The sequence below is a fragment of the Cucumibacter marinus DSM 18995 genome (assembly GCF_000429865.1).
GTDB classification, from domain to species: domain Bacteria; phylum Pseudomonadota; class Alphaproteobacteria; order Rhizobiales; family Devosiaceae; genus Cucumibacter; species Cucumibacter marinus.
On sequence record NZ_AUCR01000001.1, the window covers coordinates 205,156 to 232,140 of the forward strand.

Here is a 26,985-nt window from a genome sequence, read left to right on the forward strand (position 1 = left end):
CATGAATATGAGCGCCACCCTCAACGCCATCGCGGCGGGTCAAGAACTGTCCACCGACGATATGCGCGCGGTGATGTCCACCATCATGGGCGGCGAAGCGACCCCGGCACAGATCGGCGCGTTTCTCATGGGCCTGCGCACCAAGGGCGAGACCGCCGGCGAAATCGCCAGTGCCGTCGCGATCATGCGCGAAAAGATGATCCCGGTCGATGCGCCGGATGACGCCATGGATATTGTGGGCACGGGCGGCGACGGCTCGGGGACCTACAACATCTCGACAGCAACCGCATTCATCGCGGCGGCTGCCGGCGTTCCCATCGCGAAGCACGGCAATCGCGCGCTGAGTTCGAATTCAGGATCTGCCGAGGCCCTCAAAGTGCTGGGCGTCGAGCTCGACCTGCCGGCCGAAGGAATCGCGCGCTGCATCCGCGAGGCCGGCATCGGATTCATGTTTGCCCCCAACCATCACCCCGCGATGCGGTTTGTAGGTCCCGTGCGGGCCGAAATGGGTATCCGCACCATCTTCAATCTGCTCGGGCCACAATCAAATCCGGCGGGCGTGAAGCGCTTTCTGCTCGGTGTGTTTGCGCCTGAATGGGTGCGGCCCGTTGCCGACGCCCTTTTGGAGAACGGTGCGACCAGTGCCTGGGTTGTCCACGGTCATTCCGGCCTCGATGAAATCTCGACCACCGGCCCTACCCAGGTCGCCGCGGTCGAGGATGGCGCCGTGCGCGAATTCGAGATCGCACCTGCCGATATCGGTATTGAAATCGCCGATCTGAGCGACCTCAAGGGCGGCACGCCCGAAGAAAATGCGGCTGCGTTGCGCGCGATCCTTGATGGGGAACGCAACGCCTACCGGGATATCGTGATTTTCAACGCTGCCGCCGCGCTATTGATCGCGGGCAAAGTCAACTCCTTGAGCGAAGGCGCTGCGCTCGCCGCTGACCTGATCGATACGGGCGCGGCGCGGCTCACCCTTGAACGCCTGGTTTCGACCTCCCAGGATGCGGCGCAATGAGCGACATTCTTTCCCGCATCGAGGCGTATAAGCGCGAGGAGATCGAGGCGGCCAAGTCGGCTGTGCCGATGGCAGAGATCTCCGCTCGCGCCAAAGACGCTGACGCGCCGCGCGGTTTTCTGGATGCCCTGCGCAACAAGCGTGCAGACGGAGAAATCGGGCTTATTGCGGAAGTGAAAAAGGCGAGTCCTTCCAAGGGGTTGATCCGGGAAGACTTTGATCCCCCGGCCCTCGCCGCTGCCTATCAGGCGGGCGGCGCGGCTTGTCTATCCGTACTGACGGATTCCCCGAGTTTCCAGGGCGCGCCGGAGTTCCTGACCGCGGCCCGTGCCGCGACCGGTCTGCCGGCCTTGCGCAAGGACTTCATGTTCGAGGCCTATCAGGTCGCCGAAGCACGCGCCTGGGGCGCCGATGCCATTCTTATCATTCTGGCCAGCGTCGATGACGACGATGCGCGCCGGCTGATGGAGGCTGCCGATGAGTGGGGCATCGACGCACTGATCGAAGTGCATGACGCCCCCGAGATGGAGCGCGCGCTGGCACTCGAGGCACCGCTGATCGGGATCAATAACCGCGATCTCAGGACCTTCGAAACCCGGCTCGATACGACGCTCGCCCTGGCTGATATGGTCGATGATGACACGTTGCTCGTGTCCGAAAGCGGGATCTTCTCCTTTGGAGATATCTCTGCCCTGCGCGACCATTGCGGCGTTCAGACATTCCTTGTAGGCGAGAGCCTGATGCGGCAGCCCGATGTGGAGGCGGCAACGCGGGTGCTGCTCAATGGCGAGGCAGAAGCGGCCCATGCCGGATGAGAGCGGACTTACGCATCTAAGACCGGACGGCAGCGCCCACATGGTCGATGTAGGCGGCAAGGACGTCACCGAACGCAAGGCAATCGCGACCGCTCGCATTGCGATGTCGGCGGAGGCTGCTCGCGCCATCCGCGACGGCAACCTCAAGAAAGGCGATGCGCTGGGCGCCGCCCGGCTGGCCGGGATCATGGCTGCCAAAAAAGCCTCAGATCTGATCCCGCTCTGCCATCCCCTGCCCCTCACCAAAGTTGAAATTGACATCGAGTCGACCGAAAACGGCTTTGCCATTTCGGCCCTTGTCAAAACGCGCGGGCAAACCGGTGTAGAGATGGAAGCGCTGACTGCGGCTTCTGTTGCCGCGTTGACGCTCTATGATATGGCCAAGGCGCTCGACAAGGCGATGGTGATCGGCCCCGTGCAACTCGAACAGAAATCCGGCGGCAAGTCCGGCGATTTCCAGCGCGTGTCTGGCAAATGATCGATGTCGATGAGGCCATTGACCGTATTCTGAGGCTGGCGCGCCCCCTGCCCGCACAGACCGTCCCGCTCGCGGATGCGGCAGGCCACTTTCTGACCGGCCCCGTGTCCGCCCACCTCGACAACCCACGCTTCGATGCGTCTGCAATGGACGGCTACGCGGTGCGGGCCCAAGACCAGGCGGACACGCCCCTTCGAGTGATTGGCCGTTCTGAGGCTGGATCAGGATTCGAAGGCGAAGTAGGCCCGGGGGAAGCGGTGCGTATCTTTACCGGTGCGCCGGTTCCGAATGGCGCGGATGCCGTGGTGATGCAGGAGAAGGTGCAAGCCGACGGGGATTCCGTTCGGCTCGATGCTGCTCCGAGCGTCGGCCAGAACATCCGCCGGCGCGGGAGTGATTTTGCCGAAGGCGATACCCTGATTGACGCCCGGTCCTTGCTCGGCCCGGCGGGCCTGGCGCTGATGGCCGCGTCCGGCCATGACACGGCAACGGTTCACCGCCTGCCGCGGATATCGATCATCTCGACCGGCGACGAACTCGTGCCAATCGGTACCAGACCTGGACCCGACCAGATCGTGGCTTCCAACGCGCTTGCGTTGACGGCGCTGTTGCGCCCTTTCGGTTCCCACATAGCCGACCTCGGAATCGTGAAGGACGACCCCGTTGTCCTGCAGGAGGCCATCGAACGCGCGCTTTCTCTCTCAGATGTGGTTTTCACCATTGGCGGCGCCAGCGTCGGGGAACGGGACTTTGTGAAACCCGCGCTTGAATCGGCGGGAGTGACGCTCGACTTCTGGAAGCTCAAAATGCGGCCGGGCAAGCCGCTCATGGTCGGCAATCTCGGGGACAAGCTGGTGTTCGGCCTGCCTGGAAACCCAGTCTCTGCGCTGGTCACCGCGAGGGTCGCAGCCATTCCGGCGTTGCGGGCGCTGGCTGGATCACCAGCACCGCGGGATGGGCAGCGCAGGTTGCCCCTGACGGGAGACCTTCCGGCAAACGGTTTCCGCCGGCACTTTCTCCGGGCCCGCACTGTCGAGACTGCAGACGGACTTGCCGTCGAACCGCTCCTGCAAACCGACAGTGCTCATCTGACCTCACTGGCAGCCGCAGACTGCCTGATCGTGCAGGCCGAGGATGATCCCGGCATGCCCGAGGGCACCCCTGTATCAGTCATCGAGCTGAATCCTTCGCACTGAAGAGGTCAGCTATTCTGCATCCTGGGGAAGGCGCAGAATGTCGGCGTAGATGCCGGGCACTGAATCGGGGATCGCGATTGCATTGACCACCCGTTCGTAGAAGCCGACCGGACCGGCCCCGCCGATCACACCGTAGGCATAGCCACGTGCCTGCATGGCCTTCAGGGTTTCGATCAGCAATGCTGTGCCGATACCCTGCCCTTCTTGCTTCTCGTCGACGCCAGTCGGGCCGAAAAACCCGAGCGCCGTTGTGTCGAAGCACGCGAAGCCCAGCATCTCCGCGCCTCTCTGGGCCACCAGAATGGTCGTCGGCGTCTTCGAGAATGCGCATTCAGCTTCCGAGGCCCAACGATCGCCGAACCGTTCATAGATCCACTTCACGACGGGCGCCCTCTCTGGCGCTATCGCATTGCGGATCGCGATGCCGTTTTCGGCCAGCGCAGCCTTGCGGTCTTTCCATTCGCCGGATCGATAGAGCGGCACCAACATATCGGGCATGAATCCATTTTCCTTGTGTCGCGCGGCGAGATGACTGTGCTAGCGTCCGCCTGTTTGAGAGCTGCCGGCGCCCGCCGGCTTTTTATTGTGAGACCGATCCCAGACCGAGGTAATTCATGCCGTTCGATCATTGCCGCCTGGACATGCGTTGGGACCCCGATGCACCGGACCACGGCTATTACACAGTCACACTAACCAATGCCACCGCTCAACCGAAATCCATTTCATCGCTGTGTATGACCGCCATCGCCTTCCCCAAACCCGAACATCGGTGCGAAGGTGGCGAGATCAAGCGCCGGGTCGGCAGCTTTCTTGAATACGCGCCCGTTAATGGCCCAGTTTCCCTTCAGCCCGGCGAGCACTGGGAGTTCAAGATCTATGATCTGATGTTGCCGCCCAAGCACCGTTCCGACGGTGCGCGCAGCGGCTGGATCGAACTCGCCGATGGCGGCCGCGAAGCAGTCACCACGGGCGATCTGATCCATGGCGGCGGTGCGGCGCCCTTCGCGCCCGTCCTCATTCCCGAGGGAAATGTCACCGTGCCCGTTTCGCTGATTCCCTGGCCGAATGCCATCGAGATCACGGGGACGACCTCTGACCTGCCGGTCGCGATCTGCCCGGCTGAGGGAACCTCACCGGACGTCGAGCGCCCACTGGCGACGGTCGCAGCACTGGCGCGGCGCCTGTTCCCGGACATGCCAGATCTGCTCGCGACGCAGCCCTTTGACGGCGGCTATGCCGTGACGTTCAAAACCGCTGCCGATCTCGGCGAGGAAGCCTATCGTCTCTCCTTTGCTGATACCGGCCCCACGCTCGAAAGCGCGGCGCGTGCGGGTCTCCAATATGGATTGATCGCGCTGTGCCAGATGCTGGCGGGTGCGCGCAAGGAACCGGGCAAGTTCGCCTTTCCGACTGCCGGAACAACTAGCGATGCGCCGCGCTATGGCTGGCGGGGCGCGCATCTCGACGTCTCCCGCTTCTTCTATCCCATCGACTGGGTCGAGCGGTTCGTCGACATTCTCGCCTGGAACAAGATGAACGTGTTCCACTGGCATCTGACCGACGACGAAGGCTGGCGCGTCGAGATCAAATCCCTGCCCAAGCTGACCGAAACCGCAGCCTTCGCCAGTGCCGACGGGCCGGTGCTGCCGCAATTTGGCGCCGGTATGGAAAAATCGGGCGGGTTCTACACCCAGGACGAGATCCGCACCCTCGTTGAGCAGGCCGACAGCCTGTGCATCGAAGTTGTGCCGGAAGTCGATGTGCCTGGGCATTGCCATGCGGCGATTTCGGCCTATCCCGAACTGGCCGATCCCGGTGAGCCGGAGGCGGCCTATTATTCGGTCCAAGGCTATCCCAACAATTCTCTCAATCCGGGCGTTGAGGCCAGCTACGACTTCATGGAAAAGGTTCTGACCGAGTTGGCGGACCTGTTCCCCTCCCCGCATATTCATCTTGGCGGCGACGAGGTCGAGCACACGGCCTGGATGGAATCGCCCAAAGCCCGTGAGTTGATGCAGAAGGAACGGCTGCAGGACACCTCCGCGCTGCAATCATACTTCCTCAAGAAGACACAGGTGATGCTCAAGAAGCTCGGCAAAAAGACTGCCGGCTGGGACGAAGTCTCCCATGGCGGCGGCATTGAGCGCGAAGGCAGTTTGCTGGTGGCTTGGCAAAAGCCCGAAAAGGGCCCGGACCTCGCCGCGGAAGGCTATGACGTCGTCATGGCACCGGGACAGGCCTATTATCTCGACATGGCCCAGGACGAAGCCTGGATGGAACCGGGGCTGAGCTGGGCCGGGCTGTCCTCGCCCGAACACGCCTATACCTATGAGGCCGCCGGTGAGTTCCCAGAGCACCTGGCCCATAAGCTCAAAGGCGTGCAGTGCTGCATGTGGTCGGAGACCATCAACAACCGGCACCAGTTCAACCACATGGTCTATCCGCGCCTTTCGGCGGTTGCCGAAGCGGGCTGGACCGAGCGCGAAAACAAGGACTGGCCGCGCTTTGCCGCCACTTGCCGATTGATGCCGGTGCTATAGTGACGCAGCGATCGGGGGCCGGAAGATCCGGCCCTCGATTTGCCCCAATCCGGGCGCAGAGCAAAACCAGCGGACGGCGCGGTGCCCTCCGTGATCCGGATACTCTCATGAATAAAATTCCTGCGCCCGACGGCGTTGAAAACGTCCCGACCACAAATGGTCAGGCGACGCCCAAGCTCGACTTCGGCTTCTATGTGACCGTTGCGAGCATCATCCTGTTCATCAATGGCCTGTTGTGGATGGTGGTCATGGCCACCGGATGGGCCATGGCCGGCATGATGCATTTCAACCTCTGGATGGACGTGGCCGGCGGCGTCATCATCGTGCCAATTCTGGCGTTCGTCGCCTGGAAATCGGCCATGCTGGTCATTTCCGCGGAAGTCGATCTGCGCAGGCAGCCCTCTTCGGACGCCTGACCCCACCTCACAAGGGTTCGAAATTTCGTTTCGGCCCTTGAACCTATATTAGAAAATCCTAATATTCATCGGGAACCGTAGAGGAGATTCCCGATGGGCTACAGCTTTGACCGCCGTTTTGAAGGCGAAGATTTCGACGACATCGTTGCCCGCACCCGCGAGGCCCTGGCCGGCAAAGGATTCGGTGTGCTGACCGAAATCGACGTCAAGGCGACGATGAAGAAGAAGCTCGACGAGGATCTGCCGCCCTACCTCATTCTGGGGGCCTGCAACCCGCCGATGGCGTTCAAGGCGATCGGTGCAGAACCGAAGATCGGTGCGATGCTGCCCTGCAATGTGATCGTTCGCGATACGGGCGGCGCCATTGAGGTCAGCGCGGTCGACCCTGTCGCCTCCATGCAGGCCGTCGACAACCCGGCCCTCGGCGAAATCGCCGGGCAGGTCCGTGACATGCTGCAACTGGCCGTGGCCGACATCTGACCCCGGCCCTACCGGCGCGGGGTTCCTTACGCCCTGAAGGTCAATCCTGCGCCGGTTTTTGACTGCAACTCATCCCTCGACAGGCCGTCCACCATCTCAATGACCTCGAAACCGCTGGCAGTGACCTCGATCACGGCCAGATCGGTGTAGATGCGGTTGACGACGCCTGAGGACGTCAAAGGGTAGGTGCAACGCTCGACAAGCTTGGGTTCGCCGGTCTTTGTGGTGTGAGTGGTCATCACCCAGAGATTGCGGGCGCCAGCCGCAAGGTCCATGGCGCCGCCGACCGCCGGAACCCTGTCGTTTTGCGATGTCGTCCAGTTGGCGATATCGCCATTCTCGGCGACTTCGAAGGCGCCCAGAACACATAAATCGATATGTCCGCCCCTGATCATCGCGAAGCTGTCCGCGTGATGGAACAGCGCGGCGCCTTTGACGAGCGTGACGTTCTGCTTGCCTGCATTGACCATCCAGGGATCGACATTTTCGGCCGTCGCCAGCGGTCCCATGCCGAGAATGCCGTTCTCAGAATGAAGGATCACCTCCCGTCCATCGGGGATGCTGTCGGCAATCATGGTCGGCAGGCCGATACCGAGATTGACATACCAGCCCTCAGGGATATCAGCGGCGGCACGGCGCGCCATGTCGGGCTTGGAGAGGCGTTGAATGGTGTCGGTCATGATCGCCTCTCAGCTTGCGATGGCGGCGATTGGCGGATCGCCGCAGGGTCGGTGGATCACCCGATCAACAAAGATCGAAGGGGTCATCACGTCGTCAGGCTCAATCGCACCAAGCTCGACGATGTGCTGTGCCTGAACGATGGTGCACTTTGCCGCCATCGCCATGACCGCGTTGAAGTTTCGTCCGCTGCCGCGATAAGTCAGATTGCCCCAACGGTCGGCGTTCCAGGCTTCGACCAGAGCGACATCGCCCGGCAAGGCATGTTCGAGCACATAGGTGCGACCGTCGATTTCGCGGGTCTCCTTGCCACGGGCGAGCTGGGTGCCCGCCGATGTTGGCGTGAAAAACGCCGGAATACCCGCCCCTGCGGCACGGATACGTTCGGCAAGCGTCCCTTGGGGTACAACTTCAAGCTCAATGCGGCCCGCCTGATAAAGCTCGTCGAAGACGCTCGATCCGCGGGGAAAGCTGCAGACGATCTTGCGGACAAGGCCGCGCTTCATCAGCACGGGAAGGCCGATATCGGGATCAAAACCGGCATTATTGGCGATGATCGTAAGATCACGCGCGCCGTGTTCGGCCAGCGCCTCGATGAGAATATTGGGCTGGCCAACCGCGCCGAACCCGCCGACGAGAACGCTGGAGCCGTCCGCTATTCCGGCCATGGCCTCTTGCATCGAGGCGACTTGCTTGTTGATCATCAGTCTTCCGTTTGGTGTCGGGACGCCTAGCGCCCCTTGAATTCCGGGCTTCGTTTTTCGGCGAAGGCCGCCCTGCCCTCTGCCCTGTCTTCAGTATCACGGATCAGGCCCCAGGCCTGCCGCTCAGCCATGAGACCAGCGTCGAGAGACATGTCTGCTCCGGCCAATGCCAGTCGTTTGACTGCACGGACCGCAAGTGGTGCGTTCGCCGCGATCCGGGTGGCGATATCCCGTGCAGCCCCTATCAGTTGGCCGGGCGCCACCACAGCGCTCACCAGCCCGATCCGCAAGGCTTCATCCGCCTCGATGATGTCGCCGGTGAGGAGCATTCGCATGGCATTGGACTGCCCGACAATGCGGGCGAAGCGCTGCGTGCCACCTGCACCCGGTATGGTGCCGACCGTGACCTCGGGCAGGCCAAAGCGGGCGTTCTCACTGGCGATGCGGATATCGCAGGCAAGCGCCATTTCGAGACCGCCGCCAAGCGCGTAGCCATTGATGGCCGCGATCATCGGTTTGGCGATGTCCATCCCGTCGACCGGGTTGAAATCTGGCTCATCACCGAAGATGGATGCGGCGAAGGGCGCATCGGCTTGCCGGGTCTTTTTGAGGTCGGCGCCGGTCGAGAAGGCTTTGTTCCCGGCACCGGTGACGATCCCCACGCGTATGGCCGGGTCGCTATCGATCCGCGCCCAGATGGCCGCAAGCTCGCTCTGGGTTTCCGGATCGATGGCATTCAGGGCCTCGGGCCGGTTGAGCGTGACCGTTGCAATGCCGTCAGCGATGTCCAGTGCTGTGGTCACCTTGATGGCGTCCCGATGGCTGTTGAATGTCGAGTGGAGTTTCCGCTGTGCGCCATGATCTGGTCAAACGAGATAACCGGCCCGAAGGTTGAACTATGCTCAAGCATCAAGGTCGTCGGCCCACTGCCGGATGGCCTGCGCGACAGGCTCGGGTTCCTCCAACATCAGCGCGTGGCTGAGCCCGGCGATCACCTCAATGGTGACGCGGTCGCCCAGCGCATCGCGAATTTCGTTGCGGGTGTCGGCCGGGCGCCAGGGGTCCAGAGCCCCCTGCAGATCGAGAATGGGCGCCGATCCGGCCGGCCACCAAACCTGTTTGGGAATTGCGCGATTGGCGGCGTCATAAAAGCCGATAAGCGCGGGGTGAAAGCCCTCCACCATGATCTCCGGATCGTGGCCAGGTGCAAAAAACGCCCTGCGCAGGGCGTCGCGGCGATCATCGTGTGTCGCCTGAGGCGAAACCAGAATTCGAAAGCAGTCGACAACCCAGTTGGGCGGAGCGAGGCATGAGGCGGCTGCCAGCACCACTCCGCGTACCGCCCCCGGATGCGCAGCGGCCACCATCCGGGCAATCCAGTTGCCATAGGCGTGACCGAGTACGATGGCGGGGCCCGCCCCCTCATGCTCGATGACAGCAGCCACATCGTCGGCGAGGTCGCGCAGGGTCATCCCTTCAAGCGGCGCACTGGTTCGCTCCATGCCGCGCGGTTGAGGCCTCAGCACCCGGAACCCTTGCCCCGCCAGAAGGGTGGCGAAATCATCCATGTCGGTGGAGGCGCGATTGGCCGAAGGCAGAACCACGATCAGGTCGCCCTGACCTTCAGCGACAGTGTCAATGCGGACATCGTCGCGATACTCGACGAAATACCGGGTGCGCGATCCGCTCAACGTATCCTCTCCGGCGCAACTTCCTTTTCCAGCCAAATGGAATAGCGTGAAAAACTGAAGCAGAAGATGAAATAGATGAGCGCCGCGAAGAGATAGGCTTCGATATGGATTCCGAGCCAATCCCCGTCGTTGAGCGTGGCTTTGACGGTGGTCAGGAAATCGAACAGCCCGATGATGATGACAAGCGATGTATCCTTGAAGAAACCGATAGCGATATTGACGAGCGCCGGAATGACGACCTTGAGCGCCTGAGGCAGGATGATCTTGCGCATCTTGAGGGAATAGCCGAGGCCCAGGGAATCCGCGGCTTCGTACTGCCCCTTGGGCAAAGCCTGCAGGCCGCCGCGCACAACCTCGGCGATGAAGGCCGCGGCAAAGATGATCAGTGCAACCTGCGCGCGCAGCAGCTTGTCGACCACCGCGCCCTCGGGCAGCAAAAGCGGGAACAGGACGGAGGACATGAACAGGATGGTGATCAGCGGCACACCGCGCAGCGTTTCGATATAGAGGACGCAAAGATTGCGGATCAGCGGCATTTTCGACCGGCGCCCCAGCGCAAGCAAAATGCCCAGCGGAAAGCCAAAGGCGAGCCCCACCACCGCCAGCAGCAGGGTCAAAGGCAGGCCGCCCCAGACCCGGGTAGGCTGATAGCTGAGACCGAGGATGCCGCCATTGATGAGGATGAAGACCGCGGGCACCGCGGTCAGCCAGGCATAAGCCAGCCAGCGCTTCCAGAACCGGGGCTGTGCCGATGCCACGAGTATGGCCAGCGTGATGACCATGACCAGGATCAGGCGCCAGTGCTCTTCCGGCGGATAGAAACCAAAGAACATGAAGCGCATTTTGGCCCAGACAAAAGCCCAGCAGGCGCCGGCATGCGCGTTGGCGCGGCAGGTCTCACCATCGCCCACCCAGATGGCATTCAGGATACCCCAATTGAGGATGAAGTTTGCCGCAAACCCGATGGCAACAAGGCAAACCAGGGTGATCGAGGTGTTCAGCCAGCTCGAAAAGAATGCCCGCTGAACCTTTGCGCCAAAGCCGACGGCGCTGGGAGGAGGACGCATTTCAGGAACCAGCGATTCGCGGACCATGGCGATTGGCCGATTGCTCATTACCTAGTTCTCCCGGATCGCCACATGGGCGTTGTACCAGTTCATGAACAGCGAGATCCCGATCGAAAGGGTCAGATAGGCGCTCATGAGGATGGCGATATTCTCCACCGCCTGCCCGGTCTGGTTCATTGTCGTGTTCACGACGCTGACGAGATCCGGATAGCCGATGGCAACGGCAAGCGACGAGTTCTTGGTGAGCGCCAGATAGATCGAGGTGATCGGCGGCACGACAACACGCAGGGCCTGCGGCAGGATCACAAGACGCATGGTCTGGCTCCAGCTCAAACCCACCGAATAGGCCGCCTCGCGTTGGCCGGCCGACACAGACTGGATGCCGGAGCGGACGATCTCCGAAATGAGCGCCGCGGAATAGAGCGTCAGCCCGATCAGGAGTGCTGCGAATTCGGGTGACAGGGTCGCGCCACCTTTGAAGTTGAATCCGGAAAGCGCGGGCAGTTCGATGCCGATCCATTGCCCGGAGAGCAGAAGAGCGGCTGGCACCCCAATCATCAAGGCCAGGTTGATCGGCCAGGTGCGGCGTTGCTGCCCTGTTCTTTCGCGGTGACGATGATTGATCATGTACACGGCAAAAACGCCGGCGGCCATCAGCGCGAAGCCGATGAGCCACAGCCATCCGTTCGACCAGGTCAGCGCCGGCACGACGATGCCGCGATTGGACAAGAACGTACCCGGCAAGGGGTTGAGCGCCACGCGCGGACCGGGAAACAGGTTGAGGATGATCGCGTACCAGAAAAACAGCTGCAAAAGCAGCGGGATGTTACGGATGGTCTCAACATAGGATTGAACGAGGCCGCGCAACAGCGGATTGGTGCTGAGCCGCATCACCCCGAGAACGGTGCCGATGAGCGTGGCAAAGACGCAGCCGAGAAAAGAGACCTTGATCGTGTTCGCAAGCCCCACGAGGACGGCCTGGCCGTAGCTGTCCGAAGACTGGTACTCGAACATCGACTCGCCGATGGCAAAATTCGCTGACCGCGAAAGAAAGTCGAATCCCGAAGTGATGCCAACGTGGTTCATGTTGTCGATGGCATTCTTGGCGAAAAAGCCGAAGACCAGCACGACCGTGCCGAAAACCAGCGCCTGGATGATCAGGGAGCGGATAAATTCGTCGTACCAGAACCCCCAAAGGCCGTGGCGCTGACCGCGCCGTGGCTGGTTTCGCAGGGGCGTTGCTGATCCGGTTAGTTGCGTCATGGCGCCTGAAGGTCCCGGTCTTGGTGAGTTGTGACGTTTGAGCGCCGTGTTTCAGACCGGTGCGCAAAGCCGAAGTCTGCGCACCGGTGATCATTGCGGATCAACGGAACGGCGGATTGTAGAGCAGCCCGCCATTGGTCCACAGTTCATTGAGCCCTCTGTCGAGCTCGAGCGCGGTGTCGGGTCCAACCCAGCGATTGTAGATGTCGGCGTAGTTGCCCACCTGCTTGACGACATTATAGGCGAACTTGTCATCGACCCCGAGCGCTTCGCCGAGGCCGGGTTCTACACCGAGGAAGCGGCGGATCGCCGGGTCATCGGAATCAAGGAAGTCGTCAACATTGGCCTGATTGATCCCGTATTCCTCCGCCTGCATGGTGGCGTAGATCGTCCAGGAAACAATATCGAGCCATTCATCGTCGCCCTGACGGACCAGCGGTGCCAGCGGCTCCTTGGAGATACGCTCGGGCAGGATCATGAAGTCGTCGGGTGCCGGTGACGCCACGCGCGCGGCCGCCAACAACGAACTGTCCGTTGAATAGACATCGCACCGTCCTGAGAAGAATGCCTCTCGCACCTCCGCCACGCTTTCGATGACGAGCGGGTTGAACGTCATGTTGTTCGCGAGGAAGTAGTCGTTGAGGTTCAACTCGGTGGTCGTGCCCGGCTGTACACAGACAGTCGCGCCGTCGAGCTCGGTTGCCGAAGAAATCGCGAGCGATTTGGGGACCATCATCCCCTGCCCGTCATAGAAATTGGTGGCACCGAAATTGATCCCGAGCGTTGCATCGCGGGTCAAGGTGTTGGTTGTGTTGGAGATCAGCACGTCGATTTCCCCGGTCTGAAGGGCCGGAAACCGCGTCTGGGACGTCAGCGAGACCATCTCGGCCTTGCTGGCATCGCCGAGCGTTGCCGCGGCGAAGGCATGGCAGAAATCGGGGTTCATCCCGATAAAGCTGCCACTGTCATCCGGATAACCGAAACCGACGGTACCCTGCGGCGTGCCGCAGCGGACAAGATCTCGATCCTTCACGGCGTCGAAGGTTTGCCCGGCTTGGGCAATAGCGGGCGCAAGGACCAAAAAGGCCGCTGCGACCGGAAGGTAATATCTGGTCTTCATTGTTGTGTTCTCCATAAGCCTGGCCTGGCTATGCAGAACCGGTGTTGAGCACCGGCTTGGCGCCTCCGGCATTGCTGTCGGAAATGCAGAGAATCGGGTGCGCCCGATCTCGGGCGGAATGCGGGTCCGGGCATTGCGATTGCGGTTTCCCAAGAGGCCCGCCAGGACCGGCGGCATCGGCTGCCGCCGGCACTCAGGTCACGTGTCGCCGATCAACGGAACGGCGGGGCGTACATCAGGCCGCCTTCGGTCCACAGGTTGTTGAGACCTCTCTCGAGCTCGAGAACGGAGTCGGGCCCGACCCACTTTTCGTAGATCTCACCGTAATTGCCGACCGCCTTGATCACGTTGTAGGCGAATTTGTCGTCAAGGCCGAGCGCCTCACCGAGACCAGGTTCCACGCCCAGGAAGCGGCGGATCGCCGGATCCTCGGATTCGAGGAAGCTGTCCACATTAGCCTGGGTGATGCCGTATTCCTCGGCCTGAATGACGGTGTTCACCGTCCATTTGACAATGTCATACCACTCGTCATCCCCGTGGCGTACCAGCGGGGCCAGCGGTTCCTTGGAGATGCGCTCGGGCAGGACCATGAAGTCATCCGGTGCCGGGGATGCCACGCGGGCGGCGGCCAGCAAGGACGCGTCTGTGGTGTAGACATCGCATCGACCCGAGAAGAAGGCCGCGCGGACTTCCTGCACGCTTTCAATCACCACCGGTGTGAAGGTCATGCCGTTCTTGCGGAAGAAGTCCGTGATGTTGAGCTCGGTGGTGGTGCCAGGCTGCAGACACAGCGTGGCGCCGTCGAGATCGAGTGCACTGGTGACGTTGAGCGATTTGGGCACCATCAGACCCTGGCCGTCATACATGAAAGGTGGTGCAAAGTTCAGGCCCACCGTCGTGTCGCGGCTCAGCGTATGGGTGGTGTTGCCCGAAATCAAATCGACTTCGCCGGTCTGCACCGCCGCAAATCGCTGTTGCGCCGTCAGGGATACGAATTCGACCTTGGCGGGGTCACCGAAAACGGCTGCGGCAAAGGCATGGCAGAAATCGGCGTTCATGCCGACCCACTCGCCATCGTCGTTGGCGTAGCCAAAGCCGATGGAGCCAGTGCCCTGACCGCATTTGATGACACCTCTGTCCTTGATCGCATCCAGGGTTTCCCCCGAATGGGCAAGTGACGGCGTCAGGATGAGCGCGGCAGCAGCCACCGCACCCGACAATTGACGAAACATAACTCCCTCCTCCTGGTTATCTTTCTTGCTGATTATCGTTCTTGCGTCGTTTCGACTGCCGGCCCGCGCCTCCCTGCGCATGCCGGCTCCGGCGTTCTATGGCACCGTATTCAAATCCGAGATCGCCCGTACGCTCCCAAGATCACAAAGCTGATCGAAAAGCCGGTGGGCAGCTTGCTCGCCGAGATGATCGGCGCTGCAGGCCAGGAACTTGGCCCTGCGCTCATCGGCACTCATGCGCCGTGTCCAGTGTCCGCGGGCATAGGTGACAGGTTCGCTTTCAAGCACGCGGCTATCCTTGAGATGAAGCCGCACGGCGCCGGAAAAACCGAGATTGGGCGTCTTGTCGGCCGGGATGGCGGCATCGGCCTTCATCTCGACCTTGTCCATCATCTGTCGAACATCGCTGCGCTCGTAGAATGCTGGCTGAAGTTCCTCAAAGCCGGCACGCCGGTTGATGATTGCCGCCGACATGGCGAGGCCGACCGAAAACCCGGGCACAAAGCTGGTGACGGAGGGCGATTTGGAGACGACCTCGAACTGGGCCTCGCTCAATAGCGCCTCGACGCGCGCAACCTGATCGGGTCTGACATCGTGTTCGCGCACGAGGTCGAGAATGCCATCGAGCGCGCGCTGCATCATGTTGCCGAAAGGATATTGCTTGCAGTGAATGCCAATGGTCTCCAGTCGCCACTTGATACCGAGATCGGTGACCGGCGTGTCGAGATCGACACGGCCGTTGGGCGACAGCGCTACCAACATGCCCCGGCCAGGCCGTTCCAGGGCATCGGCGGGCGCCGTCGCCCCCGACATGGCCAACCGCACGGCCATGATGCCGGCAGCCGAGGCGCGCCCGACCTGAACCGGTGTTGCGTCGGTATCAAAAGCTGCGGTGGTACCCCCGGTCATTGACGCGGCAAGGCCCAATGCGCGCAGTGTGGCGTCCTCATCGAGACGGTGAAGACTGGACAGGGCCGCCGCTGCGGCGAAGGCGCCGAAATTTGCCGTCGCGTGCCAGCCTTTGGAGGCGTAGCTGTCGGGGTCGCGCTCCGCGAGGCGGGCCCAGACCTCGTAGCCGGCGGCATAGGCGCGGATCACATCGGCACCGCTGGCACCAATCGCTTCTGCTTCGGCGAAAATCGCAGGCATCAGAATGCCACTGGTGTGGCAACCGCCAAAGGCAACATCGTCGAACACGACGGAGGTCAGTGTTGCCGCGTTGACGAATGCTGCCTCATTGGCGGATGCGCGCTGGTCACCGAGTAGAAGCCGTGCCCCATCCACCCGGCCTCGGGTGCCGATGAAGGCGAGCGCGTATTTGGAAACTGGCTTATTCACGCCCGCGAACATCACCCCCACAACATCGGTCAGCCCGGTCAATATCGCCTCTGTGGCGAGGACCGGAATGTGATCGTCGCGGAGACCGGATACGAAACCGGCCAAGGTTCTGGTTAGCGGTGCGGGCATGATTTCCCCTGTACTCAACGTGGTTCAGATGATCGACAAGGCCGGCAATTCAAGCAAACGAGTTAACTGCAAGCCTTTGTGAGATTCGCTCACATTCCGGACGGCGCTAAAGGCAACCGGATTTGCCCGAACCGTCTGCTGGTGCGGCCTTCCTGGCTGATCTGACCGTTATGGCAGCTCGGACGCGGCATCAGGAAAGTGCAAACATCGGCATGGTCTGACCGTCGACCTTGTGTCCCCAAGCCAGCCGAACGCGATGCTCGACGGTGATTGCCTCCAGATCGCTGTCGACAATGTTGGTCATCAGGATCGGGCCTTCGTCCAACCGCACATAGGCGATGGTATAGGGCGTCTCCGCCCGGCGCATGACCGAGTAGGAGTAGATGTTCCCCTCGCCACTTCCCTCCCGCCATTCAGTATGGGCGCTGTGGCAATGCGGGCAGATTGCGCGCGGATACCAGTGCGCTTTCTCGCAATCGGCGCAAAACCGGATCAGGAACCGCCCTTCCTCCAGCGCCTGCCAGAATTCGGCGGTTTCGGGATGGTGGATCATCAAATCGGAAAAATCGGCCATCGCCGCCTCCTACTGCCGTTCGAGAATGAGTGTGGCGGCCCCGTGACGGGTGCCGAGATTGCCGCCCGTGCCATGCGCGAGCGCCAGGTCACAGCCAGGCACCTGGACGGCGGGGTGCGCTTCTCCCCTCAACTGCCGAACGGTCTCGATGACCTTGGTCATGCCGCCGCGATGGACGGGGTGGTTGTTGCACAATCCTCCGCCGTCGGTGTTGAAGGGCAGTTTGCCGACACCCGAGATCAGATTGCCGTCCGAGACGAAAGCGCCGCCCTTGCCTTTCTCGCAAAATCCGAGATCTTCGAGCTGGGTGAGGACGGTGTAGGTGAAGCTGTCATAGACAGAGACATATTTGATGTCGTCAGGCGTGATCCCGGCTTCCTCGAACGCTTTCGGCCCGGAAAGCGCACCGGCCGACCAGGTCAGGTCAAAAGTCCCGCCTGACTGATGTTTGACCGCCTCGGCGCCGCCCCGAACCATGATTTTCGGACGGTTCAGTTCCTTTGCGATTTCCGGGCGGACCACCACAAGCGCACCACCGCCATCCGACACCACGCAGCAATCGAGGCGGTGGAGCGGATCTGCGATCATCGGCGAATTGACCACATCCTCGACCGTCACGACATCGCGCAGCATCGCGTTGGGGTTGTGCTGGGCGTGATGGGACGCGGCAACCTTGATCCAGGCCAGTTGTTCCGAGGTGGTGCCGTATTCGTACATGTGGCGCATGGCGCACATGGCATAGGCATTGACCGTGGTCATGCGCATCGGCGATTCCCAGGGAAAATCAGGCTGCACCGGGTTGTCGGTGCGCGGGACGATGCCCTTGGACAGACCTTCCGAGCGTGGCCGCCCGGCCAGCGTGATCAGCGCGACGTCGCATTTGCCCGCGGCTATCGCTTCGGCCGCGTGCCCCACATGCAGAATGTAGGATGCGCCGCCGATATTCGATGAATCGGCGTGGCGGACGTTGAGGTTCATATAGTCTATGAGCGAAAGCGGACCAGTACCCGGCGCATCGCCACCGCAGAAATAGCCATCGACATCGTCAATCGTCAGGCCGGCATCCGCCAGCGCTCCCAGCGCCACTTCCGCATGAAGCTGAGCGACGGATTTGTCCGGCGCCTTGCGCAAAGGATGTTCATAAATGCCGGCGATACATGCCTTGCCGCGAATGCTCATAAACGAGGCCCCCAAGGTCTCAAGATAATCAAATGTCGTCGTATGGTTTGGTGGCGGCGACCGAGGGCCGCGCATTGAGATGGTCACCCAGTTCGGCCAGCGCAGGCCGCCCGGCCCGCCAATCGAGATCGTCGAAGCGGAAATCGAGATAGCCGAGCGCGCAGGCGATCGCGATATGGGCGATGTTGAAGCGGGTGTCGGCCAATCGCGAGGCCTGCGTTTCAAGCTCATCGAGGGTCAGCCGGACCCGAAGATCATAGAGCCGGAAGCGCTCATTGGTGTCGGCGGCCGGGTCCCGAAATTTTTCCGAATACCAATCGACCACCAGGCCCATCAGCCCCTCGCCTATGGCGTGGTCACGCATCGCCTGAAATCGCGCATCGGGATCGTCGGGGTGCAGATGCCCGTCCCCGCGGACTACATCAAGGTAATGGACGATGACGGTTGAATCGAAGATTGCGGTGCCATCGTCCAGCACAAGCGTGGGCAGTTTGCCGAGCGGGTTGACTGCAAAAAGCGCCGGATTGTCGCGAGAAGGCGACACGCGCATGGTTTCGAGCAAAACCTCATGTGCGAGCCCGGCCTCGTGTATCGCGATCATCGCCTTCCTCACATAAGGCGAGCGCGTGGAGTGATAGAGCTTCATCATGAACCTTGCCCCCGCCCCATCCGGAATACTCCGAATGCCCAGTTGAAATAAACTCGGTCCGCGCGGCACCCCTCATGCCCGCACGCCTCCAGTAACGCCCAAAAAATGCTCACTTAATAGCTTGTCCGTCAAACGATCAAATCATACGCTTTATTGAGTTTTGATCACAATGGAGCCTTCCATGCGCCGCCGTCTTCCTCCGCTGAATGCCCTGCGCGCCTTCGAATCCGCGGGCCGGCATGTCAGCTTCACACGCGCCGCCGAAGAGCTTCACGTCACCCCCGGCGCAGTCAGCCGGCAGATCAAATTGCTTGAGGATTATCTCGGGCTTGAACTGTTCGAACGAACCAGCCGCGATCTGCGAATTACAGAAGAGGCGGAGGATTACGTTCACGCCCTGACGGATGTGTTCGACAGGGTGAACTCCGCCACCGAAAGGCTGCTGACAGCGCGGCGCGAACGCCCGTTGCGCATTCACTGTGCCATGACCTTCACCTTGCGTTGGCTGGTTCCGCTCCTGCCCCTGTTTCACCGGCTATATCCGCAACGCGAAATTCAGCTCACGACCTCCCTGGCGCCTCTGCCGGTAACACTGCTCGAAAGTGGCGATGTGGATGTCGCTATCCAGATGGGACGCGGAGACTGGCAGGGCATGATCGCGCACCGGCTGGCCGGCAGCGCGCTGGTCCCGGTTTGTGCGCCGGCTTTGATTGATGGAGATCTTCCGCTCGGCGCTGTCCACGATCTCAACGAGCACACGCTCCTGCACTCGCTTGCGCGCCCGCATGACTGGGCTGACTGGCTCGAGGCGGCAGGCGCAGCTCAAGTCGACCCGGAACGCGGTTTGCGTTTCGAGAGTTCAAGCCTTGCCTATCAGGCGGCCAAGGAAGGGCTGGGTGTAGCCATGGGCCAAATGGCGCTGATCGTCGACGATCTGGAGACCGGACGGCTGGTTACGCCCTTCGACTTTGTCTTCGACAATGGTGAGGCCTACTACCTGACCTATGCCGATCACGCGGAAAACGACCCGCGGGTCCGTGAATTCCGAGATTGGGTGCTCGGGCAGGCCGAGGATTACGCTCAGGCCCACAAAGACACGATAAAGCCCGGTGTGACCGCTCTGTCGGGATAGCGCCGCCGGCGTTCAGTCCGCCAGTTCAATTACGCCTTCCTCGGCGAATTGATCGATTTCCGGGTCGGTGTAGCCCGCCAATTCAGACAGAATAGTTCGGCTGTCGGCGCCAACCTCCGGCGCGTCGCGATCGATCGCGAGCGGCTGATTGACAAGCTGGACGGGAAAGCCCTTGAACCAGCCGCCGTCATCGCCCCCCGGTATAATGGCCATATTCCACAATCGGGCGGTTTCACTCATCAGGCGATCGCCGGTCATGGCCGTTGCAGCGGCAATCCCGGCATCCACGAGCAACGCGACCGCTTCGTGACCCTGCCGCGCTCCAATCCAGTCCAAAAGGGCCTGCCGGCATTGCTGTGCGTGAGCACCTTCAGGCGCTCCGATCAACTGATGGAGTTTCGAGCGGTCTCTGTGTTCCAGCGACACCGCGACCCATTCACCATCGGCCGATCGAAAGCAGTCCTGCACCAGATAGGGCGCGTCCGCGTTGCCGATTCTGGGCGCGGCTTCATCTTTGGCCGAAATGAACGTTTCGCCAATGAGATAGCTTGTCAGCTCGCGCTGCGAGAGATCGAGGTGAGCGCCCTGTCCGGTTGCGCGCGCCTCATGAAGCGCCGACACGATCATCGATGCCGCGAATATCGCAACAACCTGATCGGGGTAGTTGACGTCCCGCCCGCTGACCACGGGTGCATCGCCATCATAGCCCGTGTGCCAGGCCATACCTGCCACCGCTTCAAGCGTTGAGCCGTAGGATACGTAATGGGAATCCGGGCCGGTCTCGCCCTGGCTGGAGATTGACCCCAGCACCAATCCGGGATTAACGCCAGCGAGCGTTTCATATCCAAGGCCGAGGCGCTCCAGCACCCCGCGCCGGAAGTTTTCGACCAGACCATGAGAGCTGGCCGCCAGGCGCAGCATGATTTTTCGGCCAGCGGGTTGCTTTAGATCGAGGCTGAGCCCACGTTTGTTGCGGTTCGTGGCCCGGAAAAACGGTGACATCGCGCCTTCTGACATCGCTGGACCGTCCGGGATCCAGGCCCGGAAGGGATCACGATAGCTGGGCGATTCGATCTTGATCACCTCGGCGCCCAAATCGGCCAGCAAAGCGGAAGTGGCGGCGCCTGCCGTGATGATGCCGAGATCGAGGATACGGCAACCCTTGAGAACACCCATCAGCGAGTCGCACGCCCGATTATGGCCGCGTCAACGGTATCGGGACCGGGCCGTTTCCCGTTCATCAGCAGAGGCAGACCAGGCACACGAGCGGACCCGATCTGGGCTGCGGCGAAAAAATCTCGCTCGGTGCATTGAGGGTCATCGAACAGTTCTTCGGGGCTCCAGACAGGACCGAGGGGCAGACGATGATCCAGCGCCATACGCCGGATATCGGCGCGAGACATGTCGGTAAAGTTGTCCTCGATCAGCGCCGCAACCCTTTTGGATGCGCGCAATCGATCTGCACGCAAGGCGAGAGCCGGATCGCTTAACCTCGGGTCGTTCAAAGCCTTACACAGACGCTCCCAGTCGGCTTCCTGATAGACGATGGCAACATAACCATCAGCACATCGCACGACTTGCCATTCGCCGCTTGTGCCCGCCCGCATGAGGGGCTCAGCGTCAGTGCCCGGCATCGGGATCGCTTTCCAGTTGAGCCAGACAATCGTATCCATCAAATTGGCTCGCACGACCTCCCGCTGACCGGCGCGCTCGCCGAACTCACGGCCGAACAGGGCGGACGAAAGCCCCAGAAATGCTGAAAGTCCCAGGGCGTAGGCCGGCTGATGACCGGCAAGGCGCAGCGGCTGCCGGTCAGGATCGCCCACCATTGAGAGAAGGCCCGCCAGTGCCGCGACCGTGAACTCACTGGCCTTGCGCGCATCATCATTGGCGAAACAACTCAGCTCGACCACGATATCGCTGGGAAGCGCGAGCGCTTCGCCGCCAAGACCCTTGTTGGTGATTACGGCGTCGGTATCTGCCGCTATAGCCATGAGGGCGCTACCGGACACTTCTGCCATGTGCAGCGTTGATTTGCGGGCCGAAAGGAAACTGAAAAGCGCGCCGTCATCGTTCCCCTGCGCGCCAACCGATCGCAACGGATCACCGCAACCACCCTCCACCCTGAGGACGTTCGCCCCCAAATCCGCAGCAATGCGGCCGGTCATCGCCATGGCAACGCGCAACGGCAAAGGACAATCGGGGGTTGGCGCCTCGAGCAGGGTATAGTTGGTGGCATGCAGCATGGGGCTGGGCTGTTCTCCGTTAATGGCGGCCCGTCTGGGTGGTTCGTTCGAACAGGTCAAACAAGCGCTCCCAGGTCTGTTCGGCGGCCGCCGGGGCATAGGCTCGCCCGGCCGCAAAACAATAGCCGTGCTGCGTGTCCGGATAGACGTCGACGGTGTGTGGCGCTCCGCTAACTTGCAGCGCCTGCCTGACCGTTTCGATGGTCTCGGGCGGGGCCGAACTGTCTGTTTCGGCGAACCCGAAATAGTATTCCGTGCCTGAGGGGTTGAAGAGCCGGTGTGGCGACCCTTGGTCTTCGGTCACCAGCTTCGTGCCGTAGAGCGACGCCACCGCAGCGAACTGGCCGGGGAAAGCGTGTGCGGCTGCGCAGACATAGCGACCGGACATGCAAAACCCGACCGCCCCAACCGGACCGGTTGCGACTTCGGCCTGCGCCCTCACGAACATCAGCATCGCGGCAGTGTCTTCGATCACCCGCTCATTATCGATGCTGTTCAGCGCCGCGCCGATGACCCGGGACATCGCATCATCGCGGCGCGGTAAATCGAACCTGACGTGGCCTAGTCGATAGTAGAGATCCGGAAGCAGGACGTAGTAGCCATGCGTGGCAAGGCGCCTGGCCATCTCACGCAACTCCTCGCGAATGCCAGGGGCGTCCATGAAGAAGAGGATCGCAGGAAATGGGCCCTCCCCATCCGGGTGCACGGCAAACGTCGGCATCAGACCGTGTTTCGTTGTAATTTCGGTCTCGTATTCCTGCATCATCTAGGCTCCCTCTGCCCCGGCGCCGGCCCACTCAAAGGCATGTTGGCGACGCCCTTCGTGTTGGCGACACGTGAGTTGTACCGGCTCGCCGATCCAGTTGCCTACCGGCATGATGCCCATAAGGTTCGACACCAGGATGGGCCCCTCTTCCAGACGGACGGCAATCGCGTTGTAGGGAGGTGGAAAATCATCAAAATACTGGCGGTGGAATATCACCCAGGACAGGATCTCTCCGCGGCCTGATACCGGCGTCCAGGCATAATCCATGCTGAGGCAATCCGGACAAACAGGCGCCGGCGGATAGCGGAACCGAGCGCATGAAGCACAACTTTGGAGCTCGAGCCTGCCCTCGGCCATGGCGGCCCAGAAAGGTTCATCGTAAAGGCTGAGAACGGGTTGGGCGTCTGCCATCATGGTGCTCCGTAGATGATAGAGATCGCCTTGCCGGCCACATCCGATGAGTAATGGACGTGCCGGCACTGCGGCACCTGGCGGTCACCGGCTTCGTTCCGAACCTGCCTGACTGCCTCGATCTGGTGATTCCAGCCCTGCATATAGGTCTCGGACAGATGGCCGCCGCTGGTGTTCACCGGCAGGCCCTTGTCGAGCGAAATGCCATGCTCGGTCAGAAACCGACCCGCCTCACCGGGCCGACAATAGCCATAACCTTCCAGTGCCAGCGGGACATGCAGGGAAAAGCTGTCATAGATCTGCAGCGCGTCCATGTCCCGTGGACCCAATCCGGCCATTTCGAAAACCTGATCTGCCACTTTCGACTGGGCAGAATGGTAGTAATCGGTGAGGCGTGGCTCGAGGCTGGTTGCGCCCTTGTTGAGGTCGAAACGACCCACCCCTTTTATCGATACCGGCTTGCGGCTGATCTGGCGGGCCTTTTCGGCCTCTGCGACGAGCAGCACCACCCCGCCATCATTGATCAGGCAATAATCGAACAGGTGGAGCGGTTCACATATAAAGCGGGACGCAAGGTAATCCTCGATAGTGATTGGCTCGCGCATCAACGCGTTGGGATTTCGGCTCGCGGCGAGGCGTTGTGCGACCGCAACCTCGCCGAGTTCGGCCTCGGTCATGCCGCGTTCATGGAGATAGCGCCGGGCCATCATGGCGTAGAGGGCGCCTTGGGAAGTGAAGCCCCAGGGGGCGTGGTAGACGTAGGACAGGAAGGCATTCCCGCCCATCGCATCGGGTCCTCCATATTTGACCGCCGCGGAGCGCTGGTCATTGCCATAGACCAGCGCCACAACTTCGCAATATCCGGCGCGGATGGCAGCGACGGCCTCAAGAACCGCGGTCATGGCGTCGGCCTGACCTCCCCACCGCACATCGAGCCCGAGGAGTTCTCCCATGCGTTCATTGGCGATAGTCGGGCCGACGATCAGACCGTCGATATCCTGGCGCGAAATGGCCGCATCTGCGAGCGCAGCGTTGAAGGCCGCTGCGGCATAGCCATAGGAATCATGGGGCTTGTCACCGGCGCGGACGCGGGCGTGATCCGCCGGCCAGTCCGTATGGCCGACGCCGATCATGGCAGCGATGCCGCTAAGGTCATTTTGAGCCGCCATACGGGCAAGGTCTCCGGCTTGGCTATGTGATGGACAGGCACCGCTTGGGAACAGCACCCGGTCAACCGACAGGGTTGCCAGAGCATCCGCTGGCAGCGCTCAAAGGGTCAAACGAGTTAAGAGAAAGCTGGATTGAGCAACGCTCAAGCGGTGGGGCGGCGGGCTCCAGATTTCAGTGATTTGCTGAGAGCGGGACGCCCCCGCATTTCGGCGTGACCACCGGGCAGAACTTAACCGTGAGCCGCCTATCTCCTTGAACCCGCTCACGTGAGGGGCTTTATTGATGCCCCCGTGAGTGTGCGCTAGAGACGCGCAGCACCGGATCTGAATAGTCAGGAGCAACCGTGGCTTTCTTCCCCATCATCATCAGCGGCGGCACCGGAACCCGGCTCTGGCCGCTGTCGCGAGAAGCCCATCCCAAGCCGTTTCTGGCCCTGCCCGACGGCAGCACGCTGATCACGCGCACCTATGAGCGGCTCGCCTCGCTGGATGGGGCCGAGCGGATGATCACGGTGACAAATCGCGACCTGCTGTTCCTGACCGCCGACGCCTATGCGGATGCGAAAGCGCCAGAGCTTGCCAACGAATATTTGCTCGAACCGGCGCCCAGAGACACAACCGCTGCGATCGCGCTGGCCGCCATACATCTCAACGCCACGGTCGGGCCCGATGCCATTCTTGTGGTGATGCCTTCGGACCATCTTGTGCATGATCAGGCTGCATTTGCCGGCGCGGTTGAACGCGCCGTCGAACAGGCAAAATCGGACCGAATCGTGACTTTTGGCGTAACGCCGGAGCGCCCGGAAACCGCCTATGGCTACATTGAAACCCACGGCACCGAAGTTGTGAGCTTCAAGGAAAAGCCGGACGAAGCGACGGCGGCTCAATTCGTTGAAAGCGGACGTTATCTTTGGAATGCGGGCATGTTCTGTTTCCGCGCCGACACGATGTTGACCGCCATGGGCAAACACTGTCCCGACATACTCGACGGCGCGCAAACGGCCTATGAAACCGCGAAGCACAGTGATCTGATGGGCAGCAGTGTGCTCGAGTTTCCCATGGATCCCTTCTCCGGGATCGAGGCAATCTCGATCGACCACGCCGTGATGGAGAAGACGGACAGAATCGCCTGCCAGAAGCTTGATTGCGGCTGGACCGATGTGGGGTCCTGGACCTCGTATGCCGAGCTCCTGCCGCCGGATGAAAACGGCAACCGGATCACGGGCACCGTGGTGCAGGAGAATTCAAGCGACAGTTTCGTGCACGCGGAAGACCGTCTGGTCGGTCTGGTCGGTGTCTCGGACCTGTTGGTCATCGATACGCCGGATGCCTTGCTGGTTGCCCGCCGCGGGCATGATCAGGCCGTGAAGGGCCTCGCCAAGCAGCTTTCTGCACAAGGACACGAGGCTGCAAAGCTACACCGCACGGCCCACCGTCCCTGGGGCACCTACACGGTTCTTGAAGAGGGCAGCCGATTCAAGATCAAGCGGATTGTCGTGAAACCCGGGGCCAAGCTGTCCCTTCAATCGCATCACCACCGCTCGGAGCATTGGGTGGTCGTCTCCGGCACCGCACGCGTGGTCAATGGTGAGGACGAAATCCTGCTGACCACAAACCAGTCGACCTATATTCCGTGCGGGCACACACACAGGCTCGAGAACCCGGGCATCCTGCCTCTGATCCTCATCGAGGTGCAGACAGGGGACTATCTGGGCGAAGACGATATCGTGCGTTATGACGATACCTACGGGCGTCCCTGAACAACCCGGGGCCCGCCCCCCCACAAGCCGCGAGCGACCCTGCCAAACCGGGCTTTCCTGCATTGCAGTTGCGGAACATAACCCGAACATGTACTATTGTTCGAGCTTTGTTCTGATTCTGCCTTTGAAAGGACCCTCTGATGCTCACGCGAAAACAGCATGAATTGCTGATGTTCATCCATGAGCGCATGAAGGAAAGCGGTATTCCGCCGTCCTTTGACGAGATGAAGGATGCGCTGGACCTCAAATCGAAGTCCGGCATTCACCGGCTGATCACAGCGCTCGAGGAACGCGGCTTCATCCGCAGGCTTCCCAATCGGGCCCGCGCGCTTGAGGTGATGCGTCTGCCGGACTCGATGAACCCGTCTCTCGGCGGCAAGCGGTCGAAGTTCGAACCGAGCGTCATCGAGGGGGATCGCGGCAAGCCCAAGGCTCCGCCTGCCCCGCCGCCTCCGCAATTTTCGAATGCGAGTACTGTTTCCATCCCGGTCATGGGCCGGATTGCGGCTGGCGTACCGATCGAGGCGATCCAGACCCATTCCCATTCGATCAGCGTGCCCCCCGAAATGGTGTCCGGCGGGGAGCATTATGCGCTTGAGGTGCGCGGGGATTCGATGGTCGATGCCGGCATCTTCGATGGCGATACCGTGGTGGTGAAAAAGCAGGAAACCGCCGGCAATGGCGATATTGTCGTTGCGCTGGTCGACGATGAAGAGGCTACGCTCAAGCGCTTGCGCAAAAAGGGCAATTCGGTGGCCCTGGAAGCCGCGAACCCGGCCTATGAGACCCGGATATTCGGTCCTGACCGCGTCAAGGTTCAGGGGCGTCTGGTGGGTCTCTTCCGCAAATACTGACGCCGGTTGCATCCCTGCGGTCCTGGTGCCTGACTTGCGACTTGAGCTTGGCTCGCAAGCGGCTTGGGCTTGGCTCG

28 protein-coding genes are annotated in these 26,985 nt (G+C 61.4%); 10 read left to right on the top strand and 18 right to left on the bottom strand.

Features of this window, described 5'->3' with window-relative positions:
* Nucleotide 1: 1 nt before the first annotated feature.
* Genes trpD through G489_RS0101150 form a run of 4 tightly spaced genes read left to right on the top strand, consistent with a single transcriptional unit; the run spans nt 2 to nt 3,510 of the window.
* The gene (gene trpD, locus G489_RS0101135; RefSeq protein ID WP_029039959.1) at nt 2–1,021 is read left to right on the top strand and encodes an anthranilate phosphoribosyltransferase; all 1,020 of its coding nucleotides are present in this window, start codon (nt 2–4) and stop codon (nt 1,019–1,021) included.
* Nucleotides 1,018–1,836, top strand: coding sequence for an indole-3-glycerol phosphate synthase TrpC (gene trpC / locus G489_RS0101140; protein ID WP_029039960.1), 819 nt, complete (start codon nt 1,018–1,020; stop codon nt 1,834–1,836). Before trpD ends, trpC begins: the two co-directional genes overlap by 4 nt.
* Nucleotides 1,826–2,314, top strand: a complete 489-nt coding sequence (gene moaC / locus G489_RS0101145) for a cyclic pyranopterin monophosphate synthase MoaC (protein WP_035871124.1) — start codon at nt 1,826–1,828, stop codon at nt 2,312–2,314. Before trpC ends, moaC begins: the two co-directional genes overlap by 11 nt.
* A complete protein-coding gene (locus G489_RS0101150) occupies nt 2,311–3,510 on the top strand; it encodes a molybdopterin molybdotransferase MoeA (RefSeq protein WP_029039962.1) in 1,200 nt (399 codons plus the stop codon). The genes moaC and G489_RS0101150 overlap by 4 nt, the downstream gene beginning before the upstream one ends.
* 9 nt (nt 3,511–3,519) lie before the next feature.
* Here the strand turns inward: G489_RS0101150 and G489_RS0101155 are convergent, their stop codons facing one another.
* Entirely contained in the window at nt 3,520–4,008 is a 489-nt protein-coding gene (locus tag G489_RS0101155; RefSeq protein ID WP_029039963.1) for a GNAT family N-acetyltransferase, read from the bottom strand.
* A 116-nt stretch (nt 4,009–4,124) separates the two neighbouring features.
* Between G489_RS0101155 and G489_RS0101160 the strand changes: the two genes are divergently transcribed.
* The 3 genes from G489_RS0101160 to G489_RS0101170 all read left to right on the top strand — a co-directional run bounded on the left by G489_RS0101160 (nt 4,125) and on the right by G489_RS0101170 (nt 6,946).
* Nucleotides 4,125–6,050: a beta-N-acetylhexosaminidase gene (locus G489_RS0101160; RefSeq protein WP_029039964.1), complete on the top strand. Its 1,926-nt coding sequence runs from the start codon at nt 4,125–4,127 to the stop codon at nt 6,048–6,050.
* 107 nt (nt 6,051–6,157) lie between these two features.
* Nucleotides 6,158–6,466 carry a hypothetical protein gene (locus G489_RS0101165; RefSeq protein WP_029039965.1) on the top strand — a complete coding sequence of 103 codons (309 nt, stop codon included), beginning with the start codon at nt 6,158–6,160 and terminating at the stop codon, nt 6,464–6,466.
* Nucleotides 6,467–6,559: 93 nt separating this feature from the next.
* Nucleotides 6,560–6,946, top strand: coding sequence for a DUF302 domain-containing protein (locus G489_RS0101170; RefSeq protein WP_029039966.1), 387 nt, complete (start codon nt 6,560–6,562; stop codon nt 6,944–6,946).
* A gap of 26 nt (nt 6,947–6,972) precedes the next feature.
* Here the strand turns inward: G489_RS0101170 and G489_RS0101175 are convergent, their stop codons facing one another.
* From G489_RS0101175 to G489_RS0101230, 12 genes are all read right to left on the bottom strand, one after another.
* The gene (locus tag G489_RS0101175; RefSeq protein ID WP_029039967.1) at nt 6,973–7,626 is read right to left on the bottom strand and encodes a 3-oxoacid CoA-transferase subunit B; all 654 of its coding nucleotides are present in this window, start codon (nt 7,624–7,626) and stop codon (nt 6,973–6,975) included.
* 9 nt (nt 7,627–7,635) lie between these two features.
* Nucleotides 7,636–8,328, bottom strand: a complete 693-nt coding sequence (locus G489_RS0101180) for a 3-oxoacid CoA-transferase subunit A (RefSeq protein WP_029039968.1) — start codon at nt 8,326–8,328, stop codon at nt 7,636–7,638.
* 26 nt (nt 8,329–8,354) lie between these two features.
* Entirely contained in the window at nt 8,355–9,131 is a 777-nt protein-coding gene (locus tag G489_RS0101185; RefSeq protein WP_029039969.1) for an enoyl-CoA hydratase/isomerase family protein, read from the bottom strand.
* A gap of 99 nt (nt 9,132–9,230) precedes the next feature.
* Nucleotides 9,231–10,019, bottom strand: coding sequence for an alpha/beta fold hydrolase (locus tag G489_RS0101190; protein ID WP_051332181.1), 789 nt, complete (start codon nt 10,017–10,019; stop codon nt 9,231–9,233).
* Nucleotides 10,016–11,134, bottom strand: a complete 1,119-nt coding sequence (locus G489_RS0101195; protein WP_210162557.1) for an amino acid ABC transporter permease — start codon at nt 11,132–11,134, stop codon at nt 10,016–10,018. Before G489_RS0101195 ends, G489_RS0101190 begins: the two co-directional genes overlap by 4 nt.
* 3 nt (nt 11,135–11,137) lie before the next feature.
* On the bottom strand, nt 11,138–12,349 hold the full coding sequence (locus G489_RS0101200) for an amino acid ABC transporter permease (protein WP_029039972.1): 1,212 nt from the start codon (nt 12,347–12,349) through the stop codon (nt 11,138–11,140).
* A 100-nt stretch (nt 12,350–12,449) separates the two neighbouring features.
* Nucleotides 12,450–13,469: an amino acid ABC transporter substrate-binding protein gene (locus tag G489_RS0101205; protein ID WP_029039973.1), complete on the bottom strand. Its 1,020-nt coding sequence runs from the start codon at nt 13,467–13,469 to the stop codon at nt 12,450–12,452.
* Nucleotides 13,470–13,681: 212 nt separating this feature from the next.
* A complete protein-coding gene (locus G489_RS0101210; protein ID WP_029039974.1) occupies nt 13,682–14,701 on the bottom strand; it encodes an amino acid ABC transporter substrate-binding protein in 1,020 nt (339 codons plus the stop codon).
* Nucleotides 14,702–14,797: 96 nt separating this feature from the next.
* Entirely contained in the window at nt 14,798–16,168 is a 1,371-nt protein-coding gene (locus G489_RS0101215) for an MmgE/PrpD family protein (protein WP_081691327.1), read from the bottom strand.
* A gap of 190 nt (nt 16,169–16,358) precedes the next feature.
* Nucleotides 16,359–16,742, bottom strand: a complete 384-nt coding sequence (locus G489_RS0101220) for a Zn-ribbon domain-containing OB-fold protein (protein ID WP_029039976.1) — start codon at nt 16,740–16,742, stop codon at nt 16,359–16,361.
* A 9-nt stretch (nt 16,743–16,751) separates the two neighbouring features.
* The gene (locus G489_RS0101225) at nt 16,752–17,921 is read right to left on the bottom strand and encodes a thiolase domain-containing protein (protein WP_029039977.1); all 1,170 of its coding nucleotides are present in this window, start codon (nt 17,919–17,921) and stop codon (nt 16,752–16,754) included.
* 28 nt (nt 17,922–17,949) lie between these two features.
* Nucleotides 17,950–18,570: a glutathione S-transferase family protein gene (locus G489_RS0101230; protein ID WP_081691328.1), complete on the bottom strand. Its 621-nt coding sequence runs from the start codon at nt 18,568–18,570 to the stop codon at nt 17,950–17,952.
* A 181-nt stretch (nt 18,571–18,751) separates the two neighbouring features.
* Here G489_RS0101230 and gcvA point away from each other — a divergent pair, with 181 nt between their 5' ends.
* A complete protein-coding gene (gcvA, locus tag G489_RS18610) occupies nt 18,752–19,702 on the top strand; it encodes a transcriptional regulator GcvA (protein ID WP_051332182.1) in 951 nt (316 codons plus the stop codon).
* 12 nt (nt 19,703–19,714) lie between these two features.
* Here the strand turns inward: gcvA and G489_RS0101240 are convergent, their stop codons facing one another.
* The 5 genes from G489_RS0101240 to G489_RS18620 are packed head-to-tail and all read right to left on the bottom strand — an operon-like array spanning nt 19,715 to nt 24,294.
* Complete coding sequence (locus G489_RS0101240; protein WP_029039979.1) at nt 19,715–20,878, bottom strand: CaiB/BaiF CoA transferase family protein; 1,164 nt, start codon at nt 20,876–20,878, stop codon at nt 19,715–19,717.
* Entirely contained in the window at nt 20,878–21,948 is a 1,071-nt protein-coding gene (locus tag G489_RS0101245) for a CoA transferase (RefSeq protein WP_029039980.1), read from the bottom strand. The genes G489_RS0101240 and G489_RS0101245 overlap by 1 nt, the downstream gene beginning before the upstream one ends.
* A gap of 19 nt (nt 21,949–21,967) precedes the next feature.
* Complete coding sequence (locus G489_RS0101250; protein ID WP_051332183.1) at nt 21,968–22,714, bottom strand: dienelactone hydrolase family protein; 747 nt, start codon at nt 22,712–22,714, stop codon at nt 21,968–21,970.
* A complete protein-coding gene (locus G489_RS21505; RefSeq protein ID WP_245578787.1) occupies nt 22,715–23,128 on the bottom strand; it encodes a Zn-ribbon domain-containing OB-fold protein in 414 nt (137 codons plus the stop codon).
* Nucleotides 23,125–24,294 carry a thiolase family protein gene (locus G489_RS18620; RefSeq protein ID WP_035871125.1) on the bottom strand — a complete coding sequence of 390 codons (1,170 nt, stop codon included), beginning with the start codon at nt 24,292–24,294 and terminating at the stop codon, nt 23,125–23,127. Before G489_RS18620 ends, G489_RS21505 begins: the two co-directional genes overlap by 4 nt.
* Before the next feature lie 344 nt (nt 24,295–24,638).
* On the opposite strand from G489_RS18620, the gene G489_RS0101265 reads away from it, so the two are divergent.
* Nucleotides 24,639–26,054, top strand: coding sequence for a mannose-1-phosphate guanylyltransferase/mannose-6-phosphate isomerase (locus tag G489_RS0101265; protein WP_029039982.1), 1,416 nt, complete (start codon nt 24,639–24,641; stop codon nt 26,052–26,054).
* A gap of 140 nt (nt 26,055–26,194) precedes the next feature.
* Nucleotides 26,195–26,908 carry a transcriptional repressor LexA gene (gene lexA, locus G489_RS0101270; protein WP_029039983.1) on the top strand — a complete coding sequence of 238 codons (714 nt, stop codon included), beginning with the start codon at nt 26,195–26,197 and terminating at the stop codon, nt 26,906–26,908.
* The last annotated feature ends 77 nt before the right edge of the window (nt 26,909–26,985 follow it).